The organism is Lacticaseibacillus salsurae (assembly GCF_045862175.1).
Classification (GTDB): domain Bacteria; phylum Bacillota; class Bacilli; order Lactobacillales; family Lactobacillaceae; genus Lacticaseibacillus; species Lacticaseibacillus salsurae.
Genome location: NZ_BAAFZI010000050.1, coordinates 1 through 16,930 on the forward strand (window position 1 = coordinate 1; position 16,930 = coordinate 16,930).

At 47.6% G+C, this 16,930-nt stretch carries 17 protein-coding genes and 2 pseudogenes; all 19 read left to right on the plus strand.

Annotated features, from left to right (window positions below; genetic code table 11):
• Positions 1 to 253, plus strand: a 253-nt coding sequence (locus ACKTSG_RS11365) for a transposase (protein WP_407894869.1), incomplete at its 5' end; no start/stop codon positions are given.
• 196 nt (positions 254 to 449) lie between these two features.
• Positions 450 to 689 (plus strand): annotated as a pseudogene (locus ACKTSG_RS11370) (immunoglobulin-like domain-containing protein); the annotation flags it as partial.
• Between the two features lie 63 nt (positions 690 to 752).
• Positions 753 to 1,223, plus strand: a complete 471-nt coding sequence (locus ACKTSG_RS11375) for a single-stranded DNA-binding protein (protein WP_054717632.1) — start codon at positions 753 to 755, stop codon at positions 1,221 to 1,223.
• Positions 1,224 to 1,232: 9 nt separating this feature from the next.
• On the plus strand, positions 1,233 to 1,463 hold the full coding sequence (locus ACKTSG_RS11380) for a hypothetical protein (RefSeq protein ID WP_054717629.1): 231 nt from the start codon (positions 1,233 to 1,235) through the stop codon (positions 1,461 to 1,463).
• A gap of 2 nt (positions 1,464 to 1,465) precedes the next feature.
• Positions 1,466 to 2,614 (plus strand): ArdC family protein, encoded by a 1,149-nt coding sequence (locus tag ACKTSG_RS11385; protein WP_054717625.1) that lies wholly within the window; start codon positions 1,466 to 1,468, stop codon positions 2,612 to 2,614.
• A 5-nt stretch (positions 2,615 to 2,619) separates the two neighbouring features.
• On the plus strand, positions 2,620 to 3,210 hold the full coding sequence (locus ACKTSG_RS11390) for a hypothetical protein (RefSeq protein WP_054717622.1): 591 nt from the start codon (positions 2,620 to 2,622) through the stop codon (positions 3,208 to 3,210).
• A gap of 147 nt (positions 3,211 to 3,357) precedes the next feature.
• Positions 3,358 to 3,441, plus strand: a complete 84-nt coding sequence (locus tag ACKTSG_RS11395; protein WP_225420736.1) for a putative holin-like toxin — start codon at positions 3,358 to 3,360, stop codon at positions 3,439 to 3,441.
• 258 nt (positions 3,442 to 3,699) lie between these two features.
• A complete protein-coding gene (locus ACKTSG_RS11400; protein WP_407894872.1) occupies positions 3,700 to 6,249 on the plus strand; it encodes a VirD4-like conjugal transfer protein, CD1115 family in 2,550 nt (849 codons plus the stop codon).
• A gap of 10 nt (positions 6,250 to 6,259) precedes the next feature.
• A complete protein-coding gene (locus ACKTSG_RS11405; protein ID WP_407894874.1) occupies positions 6,260 to 8,665 on the plus strand; it encodes a pLS20_p028 family conjugation system transmembrane protein in 2,406 nt (801 codons plus the stop codon).
• Between the two features lie 11 nt (positions 8,666 to 8,676).
• A complete protein-coding gene (locus tag ACKTSG_RS11410) occupies positions 8,677 to 9,012 on the plus strand; it encodes a DUF5592 family protein (RefSeq protein WP_274259507.1) in 336 nt (111 codons plus the stop codon).
• Positions 8,999 to 9,595, plus strand: a complete 597-nt coding sequence (locus ACKTSG_RS11415) for a hypothetical protein (protein WP_274259506.1) — start codon at positions 8,999 to 9,001, stop codon at positions 9,593 to 9,595. Before ACKTSG_RS11410 ends, ACKTSG_RS11415 begins: the two co-directional genes overlap by 14 nt.
• Positions 9,579 to 11,489 carry an ATP-binding protein gene (locus ACKTSG_RS11420; RefSeq protein ID WP_407894877.1) on the plus strand — a complete coding sequence of 637 codons (1,911 nt, stop codon included), beginning with the start codon at positions 9,579 to 9,581 and terminating at the stop codon, positions 11,487 to 11,489. The genes ACKTSG_RS11415 and ACKTSG_RS11420 overlap by 17 nt, the downstream gene beginning before the upstream one ends.
• Before the next feature lie 617 nt (positions 11,490 to 12,106).
• Positions 12,107 to 12,467, plus strand: a pseudogene (locus ACKTSG_RS11425) (CHAP domain-containing protein); the annotation flags it as partial.
• Positions 12,468 to 12,476: 9 nt separating this feature from the next.
• Complete coding sequence (locus ACKTSG_RS11430) at positions 12,477 to 13,103, plus strand: hypothetical protein (RefSeq protein ID WP_082611745.1); 627 nt, start codon at positions 12,477 to 12,479, stop codon at positions 13,101 to 13,103.
• 17 nt (positions 13,104 to 13,120) lie between these two features.
• Positions 13,121 to 13,933, plus strand: a complete 813-nt coding sequence (locus ACKTSG_RS11435) for an ABC transporter ATP-binding protein (protein ID WP_152164659.1) — start codon at positions 13,121 to 13,123, stop codon at positions 13,931 to 13,933.
• 424 nt (positions 13,934 to 14,357) lie between these two features.
• The gene (locus tag ACKTSG_RS11440) at positions 14,358 to 14,609 is read left to right on the plus strand and encodes a hypothetical protein (protein WP_054719246.1); all 252 of its coding nucleotides are present in this window, start codon (positions 14,358 to 14,360) and stop codon (positions 14,607 to 14,609) included.
• Positions 14,606 to 15,049 (plus strand): hypothetical protein, encoded by a 444-nt coding sequence (locus ACKTSG_RS11445; protein ID WP_225436215.1) that lies wholly within the window; start codon positions 14,606 to 14,608, stop codon positions 15,047 to 15,049. The genes ACKTSG_RS11440 and ACKTSG_RS11445 overlap by 4 nt, the downstream gene beginning before the upstream one ends.
• 2 nt (positions 15,050 to 15,051) lie before the next feature.
• Positions 15,052 to 16,311 (plus strand): MobP2 family relaxase, encoded by a 1,260-nt coding sequence (gene mobP2 / locus ACKTSG_RS11450; RefSeq protein WP_056963710.1) that lies wholly within the window; start codon positions 15,052 to 15,054, stop codon positions 16,309 to 16,311.
• Positions 16,312 to 16,352: 41 nt separating this feature from the next.
• Positions 16,353 to 16,778, plus strand: a complete 426-nt coding sequence (locus tag ACKTSG_RS11455; protein WP_407894880.1) for a hypothetical protein — start codon at positions 16,353 to 16,355, stop codon at positions 16,776 to 16,778.
• Positions 16,779 to 16,930: the final 152 nt, after the last annotated feature.

The window sequence follows — 16,930 nt, forward strand, 5'->3', positions numbered from 1 at the left end:
CTCAACTTTTGCACGGAACACTGCACGAGCCTTGATCACCGGTATTGCCTATAACCTGGTTCAGCTCTTTAAACAGCTCTTTGTCTCGGAAGACCGTCGTTCAACCATCTCCTCGCTACGGTTCAATCTCTTTCACATCGCCGGTAGGATTACTTGGCACGCCCGTCGTGTGGTGATTCATCTTGCTTCTAACTATGTTTACAAGAACTGGTTTAGTCGGCTCATGGACGAAGTCCATCAGTTGGCGACCTGAACTGAATAACTGAATAGGTCGTGCGTCGAGCCGAAAACTGGGTCGGTCTGTTCGTGGTGCATCGATCACCAACTTCTCCGCTCAGTCAGTATTCGCAACGCTCCAAACGTTGCTTTCAGACCGGCCAGATGCGATTTCATGTCCCAAATACCGAGGTGAATAATCCAGGGTAAAGGTTCATGACGTTACGGCAAGCAGTAAATATGGCGACGTTAGCATTGAACTCAGTGGTGGTGTTGACTCAGATACCCCAGGCCAGTACAAGCTTACCTACACTGTTACCGATAAATTTGGTCAACAGACGACCGCAAGTACCATCGTTACCGTGCAATCATCAGATAACCCAACGACTAGTGATTCGACTGAAGGGTCTGAGTCTTCCGCCTCGGCGGTCGACTCGGACTCTACGGAAGATTCCGAAGCCGTGATGCAGTGATATGAATTTACGACTAAGCAGCGTCCCTAATGAGGCGCTGTTTTCATTAGGAGGAAAGACATTATGCAAATGCAAAATACGATTTCATTCATGGGCACCGTCGTTTCACAAGCAAAAGTTAGCGAAAGCAAGAACCGTAAGTATGTGCAAATTTATATGCAAAACACACGTCATTACAACGACGGCAATACGCACACCGATTCAGCTCCTGTGCAATTCTCAGGAGATTTAGCTGAAACGTTTCTTGAGGAGATTAATAGCGGTCATTTAAGCCAAGGCACTGTCGTTTTGGTCAATGGTTGCTGGTCGTCCAATTCCTACCAAACGGATGACGGCAATGCGCATACCAACTATCGAATCCAAGCATTTGATTACTACATCTTAGCGGATAATGCGAACGAGGCACCAGCGCCACGCCAAGCGCAACAACGTAGCGCCCAACCACGGCAGGAGCCACAAGTTCAGCAGCCACCAATGCCGGAGTCGAGTTTCGGACGGTCTCCTTATGACGATCCTTATCAGTCACGGGGCTAGGTGGTAGCTATGGAAAATTTGATTATTTTGGAGTCGGTGATCGGGCCGCAAATCACCGGAATGGATTGTGAGACCGGCGATCATGTGATTGCCGTGGTCACTCGTGAGCGCGCTGGTGTGCTACAAGCCATGCTAGACGACGCAGATGATCGATTGCAACAAAACATCGCCAATGATGATCCGGATGAAGATTTCACGCCAGTGCTGACGAAGTCTGAGTTTTTCCGGAAGGAGGTCTAGCAATGGCTCAAAAAAAATATCCCAAGAAGAGCCCAGAGCAGCTACAAAAAGAGATCAAGGATTTGATGACCAGTGCCATTCCGCAGATTCGGATGGATTCGATGTCTCCTAAGGATCGCGTAGAGTTTTTGAACTTCATGGCCACGCAACACAACTACTCGATTCGCAATACAGCCATGATCCGCTCGCAATATGAAGGGGCTTTGTATGTGGCTCCTTACAAGACCTGGTCGGATAAAGGGCTACACGTCAAGCGTGGTGAGCATGGCCTTAAGATTTTGGTACCAGTGTCATACAAACGATACTTTGATGACGAGTCTAAATCCTTTATGTCATACTCCAAGCTTAGCGCGGGTACGAAAGCAAAGGTAGCAGCTAAGGATTCAAGTGTGCCGACGCAGTCAGGAACATACTTTAGCTTGGGCAGCGTCTTTGATATAACCCAGACTAACGCTAAGGCCGCAGACTATCCTAAGATTTTCCCGAATCGACCCTTTGAATTTCCCGATGAGCATCCAGAAGCTGTCGATAGACTGATCGCGGCTTTGCGTGATGAAGCCAGCCAGCTTGGCGCACCAGTAACAAATTCAACGACGACCCGATTTCCAACGGTCACTGGCAAGCTTGGTGCGGCCAAAGGTGCCGCCATTAGCACGCCAGACGGCCAACCTGTCGAAATTTTTATGAAGCAGGGGCTGGGTAAGGAGGAATACGCTGCAACGCTTGTTCATGAAATCGCCCATATCCGGTTGCATAACGCTGAAAGTAAAGATGTTTCAAAGTTTTGGGATACTCACGATGTGCTGGGCAAAACCTATCGCGGAATCAAAGAATTGCAAGCGGAGATGACTAGCTATGTTGTCTGCAAGTCCATGGGAATCAATACTTTTGAACGTGCCAAGCCGTATATTGCTGGCTGGACAGATCAGTTCACAGCGGTTGATGGTGCGCCTGAGCAGCAACAAGCAGCAATTATGAATGACATTCAACGTGGCGCGAACGCCATCATCAATGACGTTTCGGCATCAATGGAAAAGTCTCAAGATCAACATCAAGAAAAAAGCCAGGGGCCAGAGCAGGTTCAGCCGACACAACGTAACAATGAACCTGTAAAGGTTAAGCAATCTGTTCAAGCGACGATGGGGCGGTGATCCGGATGAAAGCCATAAAGACGGTTACTGCGCTTTCTGCGGGCGCCTTGAACGATCGGGTCAGTGACGCGCTATATGAGCTTGAATCCGCTGGCATGGATGTTTTGGGGCTGGTTTCGGCAGGAAACTTGGTGCACACAGTCGTCATTACTTATGATGACAACCAGTCGTGGGACGCGCGCGTGGCAGCATACAATCGGCGCCACAATAAGATCTATAAGGCGGCTCAATTAGTATGTGGTTTCTTTCTTCTAGTCGCAGCCATCTGGATCGCATCGAATCAGATGGAAAAATTACCAGTAGGCCAGCCGTATCAAGTTATCGCGACGATCGCACTACTTGCTGCCGGAGTGGCCTTCGTCGATCTAATTAGCGTCATGCTGAAGCTCAGCGTTGCGAACCTTGCCCTGTACTTGATTGCCAGCTACGTTGGTGGCGGCCTTCTTCAACGGATCATGCCAGGGCTGAACGGTTGGCTGAGCTTAATCATTGCCGTTGCAACAGCAACGACGCTGGTGTTTGGTATCCAAGAAGGGATTGCAGACGTTCAGAACGCTTGGCGCCGAATACGTCTGAATAAGACTCAACGACGATAGCCGTTATGAATAAGGTAGGTATGCGCCAGAAATTCTGGTAGAATGTATTTTGGTGAGGAAAGGCCGGACGGTGGCTAGCTGCTTTCGTAAAGAAGGGAGTGATGCCTATGAGCCTTTGTTGTAGTCGTTGCTCTGAAAGGAGCAAGCATGAGTGTCTATCAGACGCTTTCCTTGATGATCGCCTTCGCGGTCCTAATCGTGGAAATCATGAAAAACGACAACAAAAAATAACCGTCCTGCTTCCCGGCTGACGGTTATTGAAAAGTAACTTGATTTAGCTGGCCACCGGAGGAATCCGGCCTTGCCTACACCGGCGGCGCTGAACAAGTGTCGTCGGTGTTTTTACTACAATTACATTATAGCGCACTCACGATCAGTGCGGCAATATCTTTATACGTTTTGATTTAGAACCGCATGCAAGCAGTCAGACAATCCCTTTGTCTGACTGCTTTTTTTCATGCAATTTGTTAAGAAGAGGTGATCACTTTAATGAATACGCCGTTTAAACAATGGAAGAAAATTCTTGCTGCTCCTAAGATGATTGCGACCGTTGGGGTACTCAGCTTCGTCGGCGTGTACATGTTTGCAAACCTGGTGACCCACGTCATCTATTACTTTGGAACGATGGCACATAACCTGATTCAGGCCGGGCCTAAAAATATTGCTAATGCGCAATTAATGTACTTTCCTTGGCGGCAGGTATTCAGCCTGAAAAGTCTGTTTGTGCCACTGACGCAGCCAGCATTCTTGCTGATTCCATTGGCAATAGCGTTGTTATTTTGGCTGTGGAAAGTGCCGATGAAGCTCTATCAGATGCGGATTGCTTATCGTGACATCAACACTGGATCAATGGGTACTGCACGCTTCGCAGAACCGGAAGAACTAGCAGTAGAAAGTGTGGCGATCCCGCTTGACGATAGTTTATATGAAGGGTATCCAGGGACGCCACAGTTGCACATTCCTCTGGATCAAGCTGATGTGTTGACCTTAACAATTCCTAAAACCTACACCATGAAGCCAGTGCAAGCGGCGATTGGTTTTGATGCGATCGCCGCCCGTAAGCAACGCGAAGGGGGTGAACTCGTTGAAAACAAGCGAGATCCCGAACCAGAGCATGGATATGACCTAGTTGATCGTAACAAGACCAACACTGCTGCGGTCGCGGGGACGCAATCAGGGAAAACTCAAGCATTCACTTATCCCAAGCTTGATTTGATCATGCGTGCAACGATCAAGGAGTCAGTGATTGTAACTGATTTAAAAGGGGATATGGTCAAGAATACGAAAGCTGAGTTTGAACGTCATGGCTGGGACGTGAAGATCCTAAATCTTATCACACCAGAATTTTCGATGGGTTATAACCCTTTGGAATTGGTCAAGGTTGCCTATTGGAAGCAAGACTATGACGAAGCGCAGCGACTTTGCAACACCCTCAGTTATTCAATCTTCCACAACGATCAAAATCATTCGGATCCGATGTGGGAGGAAGCGTCGATTGCGTTGTGTAACGCGTTAATTCTAGCCGTGTGTCGGGTCTGTTATAAAGCGGATACACCAGAACGCGTCACCATGTACACCGTTTCGGTCATGCTCAATGAACTAGGAACAAATCCTGATGAAAATGGGACAACGGCGCTAGACGAGTTCTTTGGTGGCTTGGCAATCAATGACCCGGCCAAGTTACAGTACGGCACGATTACCTTCTCTCAAGGGATTACCCGTTCCGGGATTTACACAGGCGCCATGGCGAAATTGAAGAACTTCACGCTGAACTCGATTGCCAGACTAACGTCCCATAGCGATATGGACATCTCTCAATTGGCGACCGGAGAGAAACCGATCGCTTTATTTATCTGCTATCCAGACTATGACGACTCCAACTACATGATTGTTTCCACATTCCTGTCGCAGATTTCTTACGTTTTATCGAAGTTGGCTACGATGTCTAAAGATTCGGCTTTACCGCGTCGAGTCCTGAATCTCTATGAAGAAGTTTCCAACATTCCGGCAATCTACGGCTTGTCGCGCTCGATGAACGTCGGCTTGCAGCGGGGCATCTTGTACGACTTGGTCTTTCAGTCGATCCCGCAGCTACAAGATAAGTATGGGGAGCGTGGCGCCAAAGCCATCCTCGATGCGTGTGGGAATAAGCTTTGTATCCTCCCTGAAGGCAAGCATGATCCAGAATATTTTGCATCGTTATTAGGTAAGAAGACCATCATCGCGCCTTCCCGTCATGGGGATCCACTGAGCCTGGACAAGTCATACGGCGAGAGCGAACAAGCGCGAGATTTGATGACCGCCGAAGAATTACGTCAGATGCGTAAGGGTGAGTGGATCTTGATCCGTGCCAAGCAACGTCAGGATCTTAAGGGCCAAAATATCACAGCATGGCCCGTGTTTGCAGATTCGACCAAAGGCTACGGCATGCTTTTTGCCTATGAGTACCTTGGTGATCGGTTCAACCATCCGCAGACGTTTGAAGAACTGAACGACAACAAGCGCTCAAGTCATGCTGATCTTGATTTGAGTGAGCTGGTCATCAATCGTGAGGAATTTGGTCTAGCCCCTGAAGTAGAAGGCGCGAAGAATCCTAAGAAGCCGACCAAGAAGGAAGCGGAACCGAAGGAGTTCTACGTTCATACTTCAGAAAACGTGGAGTACAAAGTCACGCAGCAGCCTGATGGCACTCGCAACATTGATGTTGTGAAGGCCGCACCGCACAAGAAGACGACTGTAGACCCGTTTGCAGGCACTAAATCTGCGTCAGAAGGAAAGGAGCATACTACTGTGAAACCTAATGTTACTAGCGAAATTAAAGAGGATCTTCGCTCGATTGAAGAAGTCTTCACCAAAGGGCAGCTTGAGATGTTACACAATGTTGTGGAGCATCACATGCCAGTTGATCGCCAATTGATATTTATGGGATATGAAACGGTTGGCGAGATGAAGATCTTTTTGATCAAGAATCGGGATCTATTGCCGGAAGCGTATCGGCAACTGAAGATCCTGTTTCAGATTAAGGATGAAGAATTGTAGGTGAAATCAATTGAGTGATTCACAAATTATATCAGTCCTAAGAGCTTATGCAGACTACCTGCACGTTACCAACTTTGTTTCTGACGGGTTACGGTGGATCGGATACATGCTCATCTACGGATTGACCACCATTGTTAATGCGCTTTCCGGAATTTTTGCAAAAATGTACAAGTTGCTGGATTTCTGGGGCTATGCGCCATTTCAGAAATTTCTTAAGACGTACGATCCTGTTATCTGGGCCTTGGCCACGATTGGCATCATCTGGGCGGGCCTGATGATGATGCACAACAAGCGTGTTGATTACCATGAGAAGGGCAATAATTTCTTGGTGGCAGTATTGCTGTTTTTCGGCTTGACATTTCTTATGACCCAAGGGACGAAGCTGATTACTGCTGGTGCAGAACAAGCCATGGTGAATACACCATCGGCAGTTTCAATTTATCAAGGCAATATCACCGACGTCTATATGCTGGATAAGGCCGGGTGGAAGACGAGTGGTGGTAAAGCTAAGCTCCCCAAAACCACTAACCGGATCAAAAATATGGAAGACATCAAACTCCTAAGTATCAATGAGAAGGTCGACACGGGGGGCTGGTTTGGCGGCTCCAAGGCCAGTGACGATGGTACTAAAATCCTTGCGAAACAGTTGTCGATGAATTCAGATGGTAAATGGGAACTGCACAACATGCAAGGTGCTTTCAAAATCGATGATAATTACTATCGGTACTCTTGGCATCCATGGATTCTAGCCGCGAACCTTCTATTGTATTTGATCACGGTAGCAATCGTTATTTTCAAGTTGGTCAAGATCATTATGGAAATCAACTTCATTGGATTGCTAGCTCAAGGCGCAGCCCTCACCGATTTTGACTCGGGTAAGCGCAATCGCCAGATAATTGCCAAGCTTCGCGATTCGTTCGTAGTCGCGTTTCTACTGTGTGTGATTCTACAATTTTATGCACAATTTTTAAGCTTTATCACTCATGCGGGAGTCGGCGGCGTTGCGCGCATTTTTGCGATGATCGGCGCCTTCCTGTTTGTGCTTGATGGCCCGAATATCATCCAAGCAGTCTTTGGTATTGATGCCGGACTATCTTCAATGGCGCAAACGATGACCAACGTCATGTTGTTAGCGCGTGGTGCTGGTAGTACGACTAAGTCTGCTTTGAATGCAACTAAGAAGCTCGGTGGTGTTGCTAAGGGGATTGCCAATAAAGGACTCGTTGGCGGGTCAGCACTGGCTGGTTTTGCCAATGGCCTAACCAAAAAGCCCAATCTACCAGGTGACAAGGTTGGTGGTGTGACACCAGCTGCTGCGTCGAATAAGAAGCCAGAACTTGATCCAACGAAATCTAATGGGACGGATCAGAATCAAGCCTCTAAAGGCCCGGCTACAGCCACTCAGACAGGCGACGTTCCAACATCAGCTTCGTCAGCAGACACTGCTCAACCAAATGCTAGTGAGAAGGAGCAGGCCGCACCGGCTCTAGGTGCTGATGCCGAAAAAGGAAATAATCCTGCCAACGCCGGGTTAGACACCAATGAAGATGCGCTTGGAACTGGGGCGGTCAACGGTAACGGTATTGAAGAACCTGCCACAGCTGCGCCTGATTTGCCAGCACAAGCGGATATCGGGAGTGGCAGCATTAGTTCCTTAGGTGGTAATGATATGGTGTCTAATTCGACAACTGGTGATGCTACGGCACCACAGCTACAACAAGAAGATACCCAAGCTAGTGATGGTGGCTTAGGTGGAAGTCAAGACTACTCTGCACCAGATGTTGCGGCGCCAGAAATGCCACAAGCTGCTAAGGACTTAGTCGGGAGCAAGCTTAAGCCAGGTCAAGTTGGACAAGCAAGTCAACTGGGTACGAACACTAGATCTGCTCCATCTTTAGGCACATCAGCAGCAAGACAAGCCCTCGGTTATGGGACGAGTCCTGTACACGCTGTGCCAAATATGAGTCATGGCGAAGCCGTTCCCGTTGGCGCCGCTGACAGTCCGCAAGGAAGTTATACCACAATGCCCGGCGCGACAACGCAACCAGCCAGTGGGACTCAATCGTCGCGGCCGCAACAGCAATCGCAAGTGCTTGGTGGCAGCGGAAGTAACACAGCTAGTTACAGTGTCCCACATGTTTCCACACAATCAATGCCGCGGGCAACTGCTAGTGCAGTTCAGGCTGGGCAGACGGCAATGCTGAATGATCAACATGCCGCCCTGGATGATCAACATCAATTTGATGCAACGACCAACCAAACGATCGGCACAGTGATCTCCAATCGATTAACCGATATCAATATCGGGGCGCACCAGGCCCTAGCGAAGTCACCAACTGTTTCGGCGGTGCGACGGGCATATCGTGTTGGTCAAACTACTGGTCAAAGCCTACGCCAAGGCAAAAATCTGAAATAGGAGGCGATTAGATGTATCACAATATTTCATTTTCCAAAAAGATGATGATGAAAGCGCAATATTCTAAGAACTTGACGATTGCAGACTTCATCGTGATCTTGGTAGCAGCGGGGATCTCATGGCTGCTATTCACGCGCTTTGTTTCACCGTTTCTGCAAGCCCTAGCACCAATTGAAACTGCGGTAATCACGTATCTGATGCTGTCGCCGTCTAGCGTCTATGACAAGAAAAATTACCAGGTGTTGATGCAGATTGTCCGTAAGTCACGCCGGACTTATCACGCGATTCAACGGCCTATCTATCAATTTCATGAAGAGAAGGAAGGTGCTCGCCATGGCCGGATTTAATGCGCTTGATCGCCGGAAGGAACGTGATCAGCGGACTAAGAATGAAGAACGCAAGCAGCGCGGCAAGATTACTGCAATCTTGCCGATTGTTGGCATCAGCAAGCAGGGCTATATCATTCTCAAGAGTGGTTTGTCTACTTACTACGCGGATGTCATGAAGCCAGAAAAGCATGATCTGGATCGGTTAACTTTGCAGGAAGCTGATGCGATTGAGAACGGATCGTGGCGCTTCATGCGGCAGTATACCCATTCAGTCAAAGAAATCTTCTTGAACTTCCCAGAAAATAATGACGTGCAGCAACAATATTTTCGACACTTGATCAAGGCAACCAACAATCCGTTTCTCGTCGAACAGCTGGAAAAGGAACTTTACAACTTGCAGTACCTTGAGATGCATTATCGCAAGCTATCAAGTTGGATCATGTTGTTCGGTACGACGCCTAAGCAACTTGAAGCCAACATTGAAGACGCCAAGGCGAAGGGTGCAGTTTATGGGTTTCAGCCGACCACAATCGCAGAAAAGCAACTGATGTATCGGCTGATGAACAATCCGGGGGTGGATACCAGTGAAGAAGAACAATAGCAAAATTGATGATGGGTTTGTTTATCAGATCCAACCGGCTGGTGGATTAGATACCAGGAGCGAGTATTTTGTTCGCCTGGGCAGCATCTTTATGGCTTGTGTGCATGTCTATGAAATCCCCGATACCTTTAGCGATTTTTGGCTTAAAAAGCTGACGGCAGTGCATGGCGCAACGGCTGTAGTAGACTATTTCACGGACCCGAAGATCAACTATGCCAAACAAATTTCAAGTTCAATTTCAGAACTTGAGATTCAACGTCGCCGCGCTTATTCAACGACTGAAAGCGACTTAATCGACCAGGAACTATTACCGTTGCGGCGATTATCCGTGGAGCTCAACAAACAAGGTGAAGTGATCAAGCAGGTCAGCATGCGCATCTATCTTTACGCAGATTCAGTGGATCGCTTGAACCGTAAAGTCAACGATGTGATCTCGGATTTGGCGACTGATGGTTATGGCGCGACAGTCTTTTTGGACGAGAACGCGGACGAATACAAGTCGATGTTCTTGCCCATTGTCGAACAGTCGCGCTTGCCTAGTGGACGCACGGGATTACCATTAAGCGGGCAGGTTATGGGGCTGGGCTATGCGCATAATCAAACCTCTCTGAGTGATCCGTATGGCTCATATTTCGGCTACACCCCAACCGGTGGGACAGTTTACTGGGACATGTTTCGTGTTACCAACACGCGGACTTATTACAATACATTTCTCTCAGGAGATTTAGGTAGTGGCAAGTCTACAAGCCTCAAGAAAATTCTCTGGGAGCGTGCTATTCGCGGAGACCTAGTACGAGTATTTGATCGGACGGGGGAGTTTGCGACGTTGGTTCGCAAGTTCAATGGCACGGTGATCAATCTCGATGGTTCCGACGGGATCATCAACATGTTCCAGGTCTATCCGACGCAATATGACGAGAAGACTTCGGATCCAGATGTCATTGCTTCCTATCGTGCTCATATCGGAGGCTTGGCGATCAAGTATCGGTTGCTTGATCGAGATGCTGATGAACGCACGGCCAACGCCTTCTCACAATTGTGTGATCGTTATTACAAGCAGCATCATTATCTTGATCCAGATCGGCCGCCGGTGACTGCATTGGCAGCTAACGAGTATCCGACGCTTTCAGATATTGTGGCGTTCATTCAGCAAGCTTCCGTTAAAGGCCTTTATCCTGAGATGTCGCGCTATTATGAGTCGATTTTGTTGTCACTGGGTCAACTGAAGTCAACCTTTGGAGATCTCTTTGACGGCTATTCAAGTTTTCCAGATCTGAGCGACTTGCAGGTGGTTTCGTACCAGCTGAACACGATCGACGCAATGCAAGATTCGATTCAGGACTTACAGATTTATAACGCGATCATCGACTCGTATAACAACTGTATGCGCTTGGGGCGCGCCCAAAAGAAAGCTTACGATGCGCGTGAAAAAGACCTGATCGATGTGCAACACTGGTTGATGATTATTGATGAATGCCACACTATCTTGAACACAGACAAGTCTTTCGTCGCAGACTTTTTCGTCAAACTAATGTCCGAGGATCGCAAGATGTTTGGGTCAATTGTATTGGCCACGCAACGCTTGGAACGGATGTTTCCAAGTGGTGCTAACGTCTCAGATAAGGGCATGGTCAAGGCGGTCAATGCGCTCAATCAATTGTATTCGCTTTGCCAATACAAGGTGCTGATGAAGCACGACGTTTCAACCATCAAGACCAAAGAAGATCCAGGGATTCTCCGTTCGCTGTTTGGCAATATGATGACGGAACAGGACTTCGCTAGTCTACCGGATTTTGGTAAAGGTGAGGCATATCTCTTGGTCGGGACTGATAAGCTGCACATGAACTTCCAAGTTACAGATGATGAATTGAGGACGTTTGAAGGTGGTGCTTAATGGATTCACGTCATGAAAAGCAGGCACTGAAGAACGCCCTTTTTGTTCGGAAGTTAATTGCTTGGGCCGGCCTGCCGGCCTTACTGACAGCTATTGGAGTAGTGCTAGTGGCGGTGTTCACCGTTGGCATCGCTGCGATGTTTCTCAGTCAATCAAGCACTGATAGCAGCGACGTTGCCACCAATGGCGAATATGATCCACAGCTGATAAAAATTGCCGCAACCGCGATGAATGTGGATCCCAGTGATGATTTTATCAAGAATCTTGAAGCCGTTATCCAAAATGAATCAGGAGGCAACGCTGCGGTAATCCAGCAGATTCAAGATATGAATCCCGGCGGTAATGAGGCCGCAGGTATCCTCCAATACACGGCTGGCACGTTTGCAAACTACGCGCTGGAAGGGCACACCAATCGCCTAAACGCCCTAGATCAACTGCTGGCTTTCTTCAACAACTCGGATTGGGAATCGTCAATTGGTTGGACGACAATCATGGGGACTAAAAAAATGGAGTGGCTGCACTCAGGGCCTCAAGGATCACCACGATTTAAGTCGGTACCTGGCAAAATCGACTTGACTGGCATCGACCAGTCGGAGCTAACCGGGCAATATAAGCTGAATACTACGGGCAATACCTATCCAAAAGGTCAATGCACCTGGTTTGCTAAGGCGCGTAGTGGGTGGTCCGGCAACGGTTGGGGCAATGGTTGTCAGTGGGGTATGTCAGCCGCGGCAGCGGGCTTCACCGTGAACCCATACACCCGCGGCTGGCACGATCGTAGTTTTTGCGGCTGGGCAGATGGTTGGCACCTGGCGAGCTGATCCCCAGTACGGGCACGTTGCGTATGTGGAAGCCTACAACCGTAGTGCTGGTACTTTCAAAATTTCTCAAGGTGGCACGGGCTTTTCTTCGTCAACAGGGCCGAATTATCAGACCCTCAGCAACGTGTCGTCATTCGTTTATATCCATAAAAAATGAGGTGATCAAGTGAATTTTAGAATCGATAATTTAGGCCGAGTTGCATTGATCAGCTATGCCATTCTCGCAACCGTCTTGGCGGTTGTGATGGGTGGTTGTTGGTATCGTATCGCACAGCAGCAGCCACAAGTCGTCACGAAAACCCGCGTGGTGAAGTCAAAAATGCAGGCTGCGTCAAGTAGTAATTCGGAAGCTGAGTCCGTGGCCAAGGCCGCACAAAAGTCTGCTGAAGCTGAGCTCTCCTCTTACAAGTCAAGTGAACAGAAGCTCAAGAATACGGCTATCCAATACGCTAAAATCCTACAGAACTATTCGCCTAGCGTAAGCGCAAAACGGGCAGCCTTAAAGAAGCTAGCGACGCCAGAACAAGTCAATCAACTGGCGCCAACTACTGCGACTTCTGGTACTCAGACCAAGGCAACGGCTTATGAAATTGAGTGGAATACCATTACTGCGATGATCCAGCCAGGTGCTAGCAAGGATGCGTTGGTGAGTGTCCACATGACCTATTCTTACTCCTATGATAGTAGCCATACCCAATACTCAAGCGTGCTACTGGTGCGATTTGATCGAGGGCTAGTGAGCCATAGTCAGATGTTCACTGCGGTCACTGATCAGGCCGGAAGCAATCAGTAAAGCAAGGAGGAATCCTGTTGGATGTCGAAGAAAAACATGTCCAGATTTTGGACCACAACAAAGCGGAGAAGCGTTTCAAAAAGCTTTTTGGTTGGATCCTGGCGGCAATCGGCATGACGCTGGTCTTGTTCGTTGTCTTCCCCAAAAACATCAATGAATCGGGGTTAACTACGAGTAAGTCCTTTGTGATGGGCGAGAACACTTTCATCTATGCAAACGCCAAACGGTATAGCAATCAAACGTATCGGTTGGGCTTTTATGTCAGTGACAATCAGCTTGATCCGTTGGCTGCCGTCCGCGCAAAGGTGCGTACCAAAAGTCACGAAAATGGTGAGATCCTATCATCAAGTTTGACTCAAGTGAGCCCCGATTATTATGTCGTGACAGTTAAACAAGTTCCTAAGAAACAAGCGCTCCTTTACGTCGTGATTGGTGACAAGAAGACGACGGGGAGTGGGCTGGAGGCTGCCAATAGCCAAGCTTTGTTAGTTCAAAAAGCCAAGAATGCGGGAACCTATAAACGACCAACAACGCACCAACTCCAGCAAGAATATCTCGCCTACATGGTGAAATACTACTCGCAAAAGATTCAGAAACTTGAGCGTAAGGTGGCCAAGAACAAGTCCAACATTGCCAAGCTCAAGAAGATTTTATCGAAGCAAAATCAGTCGTTGGATCTTCAAACTGGGTCTCAAAAATCTGATACCAAGAGTAAAATTGCGCAAACGAAATCTTCAATCAAGCAGCATCAAACTTCAGTTAAAAATTTTGAGAAGGCGATCAATAATGCACGAGATGCTCGTGCAAACTACGGAGAAAAGCTAAATTGAATCCCAAAAATGCGTGTGCCCAGAACTTTGAATATTGGGCACAAATTGAGTTTTTGGGTGCACAAAGCTCTGAATATTGGGCACAATCGCGATTTTGGCGTGTGCCCAAGAACTAAGATTTAGGGCACTTGGGCCACGAATGTGGCCCCTTTGGAAAACCCACCGCACTGCGGTGTCACCCATTTATGGGTGCAGTTTTCCCTTATGCTCATTATCTAAAACTCCAAAATTCGGCCCCTGTCGTAATTTTGGAGTTGAAGGGTGAGAGTTGCGATCCGCTGTTTGGATCACAACTCTCACCCTTCACGCGTTTTTTGACTTTGTATTTGGGCCGTAAGTTAGGAATTTACGGGCCTCTTTTTTTAATTTTAGTGATCTCGTTACGGCAAATTTCGATTTGCCAAAACAGAAGGAGGAAACAGACTTGGTAGTTGATATTCATATCAAAGGTGTCGCTGATGCGGACGCCGCAATCATCAAACAGTTGGCAGATTCCAAGGGCCTAACGCGTAATAAGTATCTCGCGCGACTCATCCATCAGCACGCAAGAGATTACTACGTCGAAGGTGAGCTAAATGATCTAACTGAACTAACGCGGCAGTCAAAAGTAGTCATTAATAGGAACACGGAAATCATTTCGCGATTGCTATTTGCACTTGGAATTGAAAAGGAGTGAAGATTTTGCACGAACGTCGTGTGGTTTATTTGGATTCACCTAGCACGGGCGAATATGGATGGAAATATATCGATCAATACATGAAAATCCATGGCTGTAAAACTCGCGGTGAGGCATTGGAAGGTTTACTTCGCGAGCATCAAGAAATGAAAAATGAGCTGCTTGGAAACAAGCTCTTGATTCAACAGATTACCTCCGAAGTGAAGAAAATGATTGACCCAATTCGTTTGAGAACTGGTTCTACTGAGCGAAACATCACTTTATTCCGTGAGCTTTTAAATGGGTTCATAGTTCTCCACGGCATGGACGATCAGTTCCCAGTTACTGACGTGCAAAGTGATGCAATTACCCAGGCCGATCAGAAGGTGTCCGATCAAATTAAAGCCCGGCAAGTTTATCGCAATAGTGACAAATACAAGCGTTTGAAACGAGGTGACTAATCGTGGGTAGTAGTGCAGGAATTGTTTCGACAATGCGCTTTGAACGACCAGGAGGCGAGCATTTTTCCGGTTATATCAACTATATTAATCGTTCCGACGCGATGCGTGCTAAGCACTTCAAAGATTGGAACGCGGTTAAGTATGATGGCTACAACCAATACATGGAAAATCCCGAGAAGAGTACCGGTATTTTCACTGCGGGCAAAGATCAACTGAATATTGATGCGCGGCAGCAACTGCGGCAATCATTTGAAAAGGCTGAACGTAATGGATCAGTTATGTGGCAGACAGTCGTCAGTTTCGACAACACTTTTTTGGCTGAACACGGCCTTTATGATCCGCAAACGCAAGAGGTAGATCAACAAAAACTTCGGATCGCGATCCGTACCGGTATGAGTAGATTGCTTGCCAACGAAGGGCTTACGGCATCTGCGGTGTGGTCAGCATCGATTCATCTCAACACCGATAATATTCATGTTCATATCGCAACAGTTGAGCCTGATCCGCAACGGGATTTTAAGGAGTTTGAACGCGATGGCAAAGTTTTTCGGGAGCGCAAAGGTTATTTGAAAGCTAGCACACTAGACAAGTTTAAGTCTGCTGTGGCGAACGAACTACTGAACCGCGATCAATCGCTGGCGCAAATTTCTAGCCTGATTCGAGATCGCTTGCCGGCTCATCAGGAACCATGGCGTAATCTCCCAGATCGGCAGTTGATGAATTACTACAAGCAGATTTATAGCAAGCTACCAGCTGATCGGCGACAGTGGCGTTACAACATGAATGACATGAAAGACTTACGCCCATTGCTTGATGCTTTTGCAAGTCGATACATGCAGCTCTATCACAAGACGGAGCTAGAAGCCTTTGACTCGCAACTGATGAACGAGGTGAAATTCCGGGAATTTCTCTACGGCAAAGGTCAGCCTGGCAAAGAAGAAAATAGATCGCAAGAATACTACGATCACAAGTATGACGAACTCTTTGCTCGAATGGGAAACTCGGTGCTCAAGGAAATGTTGGCCCAGGATCGGCGAAATCAATCCATGCATGAGGATCCTAAGGAGGATACGCCTGATTCACCAAAACGTTCATCCAGTGGCAGCTCGCCGAGTCATGGGATTTTGTCTTCGCTTAAGACAATCAAGAACCTTTTACGTGGGGACGTGCAACAACACTTGCTGAATAAACAAGCTCATGATCGCAGTGCTGCTGAAGAAGAAAACAAACGTAACAATCAAAATCAGGACTTATATCGCTAGCGCGGCCTTTATGGTCGCGTCTTTTTTTGGAGGTGATCTATGTGTCATGGATGGAAGATTTTAAGCGCGCCAAGCAGGCATCAATTGTTGATGTAGTGCAGCGTAACGGCTTTAACTTGGAGCAGGAAAGTTCTATCAGTTGGCGTGGTGTGGAGCATGATTCGCTTGTTATTGATGCTAGGAAGAATACGTTTTTTTGGAACTCGCGACAAGAACACGGGGATCCAATTGACTTTATGATGAAGGTGGTCGGTGTAGAATCAATGCAAGACGCGGTGAAGCTATTAAACGATCCTAGCTTGTCGCGTGCAGAGATTGTGCAGCACAAGACTGAGCCTTTTCAATATAGTGATCGTAATAGTAAGGATTTCACACGTGCTAACAATTACCTGACGATTGCGCGTGGCTTAAATCCACAGTTAGTTGCAACCCTGCACCAAAAAGGTTTTATCCTGGATTATTCATAGAATTTCAAAAAAGCAGCGCAATCCCTGACCTTTACCCCTAAAGTTGGAACACAACTTTGGGGGTATTTGTATGACTAAGATTTCAGTAGAAACTTATATCGAAGCCGTAGAGTGTTATCTTACCAGCAACGAGTCAAAGAGACGGGTTGGTG

Coding starts and splice junctions, on each gene's coding strand:
- ACKTSG_RS11380 (WP_054717629.1), top strand. CDS start 1,233: ATGGAAAATTTGATTATTTTGGAGTCGGTGATCGGGCCGCAAATCACC.
- ACKTSG_RS11415 (WP_274259506.1), top strand. CDS start 8,999: ATGGCCGGATTTAATGCGCTTGATCGCCGGAAGGAACGTGATCAGCGG.
- ACKTSG_RS11400 (WP_407894872.1), top strand. CDS start 3,700: ATGAATACGCCGTTTAAACAATGGAAGAAAATTCTTGCTGCTCCTAAG.
- ACKTSG_RS11385 (WP_054717625.1), top strand. CDS start 1,466: ATGGCTCAAAAAAAATATCCCAAGAAGAGCCCAGAGCAGCTACAAAAA.
- ACKTSG_RS11410 (WP_274259507.1), top strand. CDS start 8,677: ATGTATCACAATATTTCATTTTCCAAAAAGATGATGATGAAAGCGCAA.
- ACKTSG_RS11375 (WP_054717632.1), top strand. CDS start 753: ATGCAAATGCAAAATACGATTTCATTCATGGGCACCGTCGTTTCACAA.
- ACKTSG_RS11395 (WP_225420736.1), top strand. CDS start 3,358: ATGAGTGTCTATCAGACGCTTTCCTTGATGATCGCCTTCGCGGTCCTA.
- ACKTSG_RS11390 (WP_054717622.1), top strand. CDS start 2,620: ATGAAAGCCATAAAGACGGTTACTGCGCTTTCTGCGGGCGCCTTGAAC.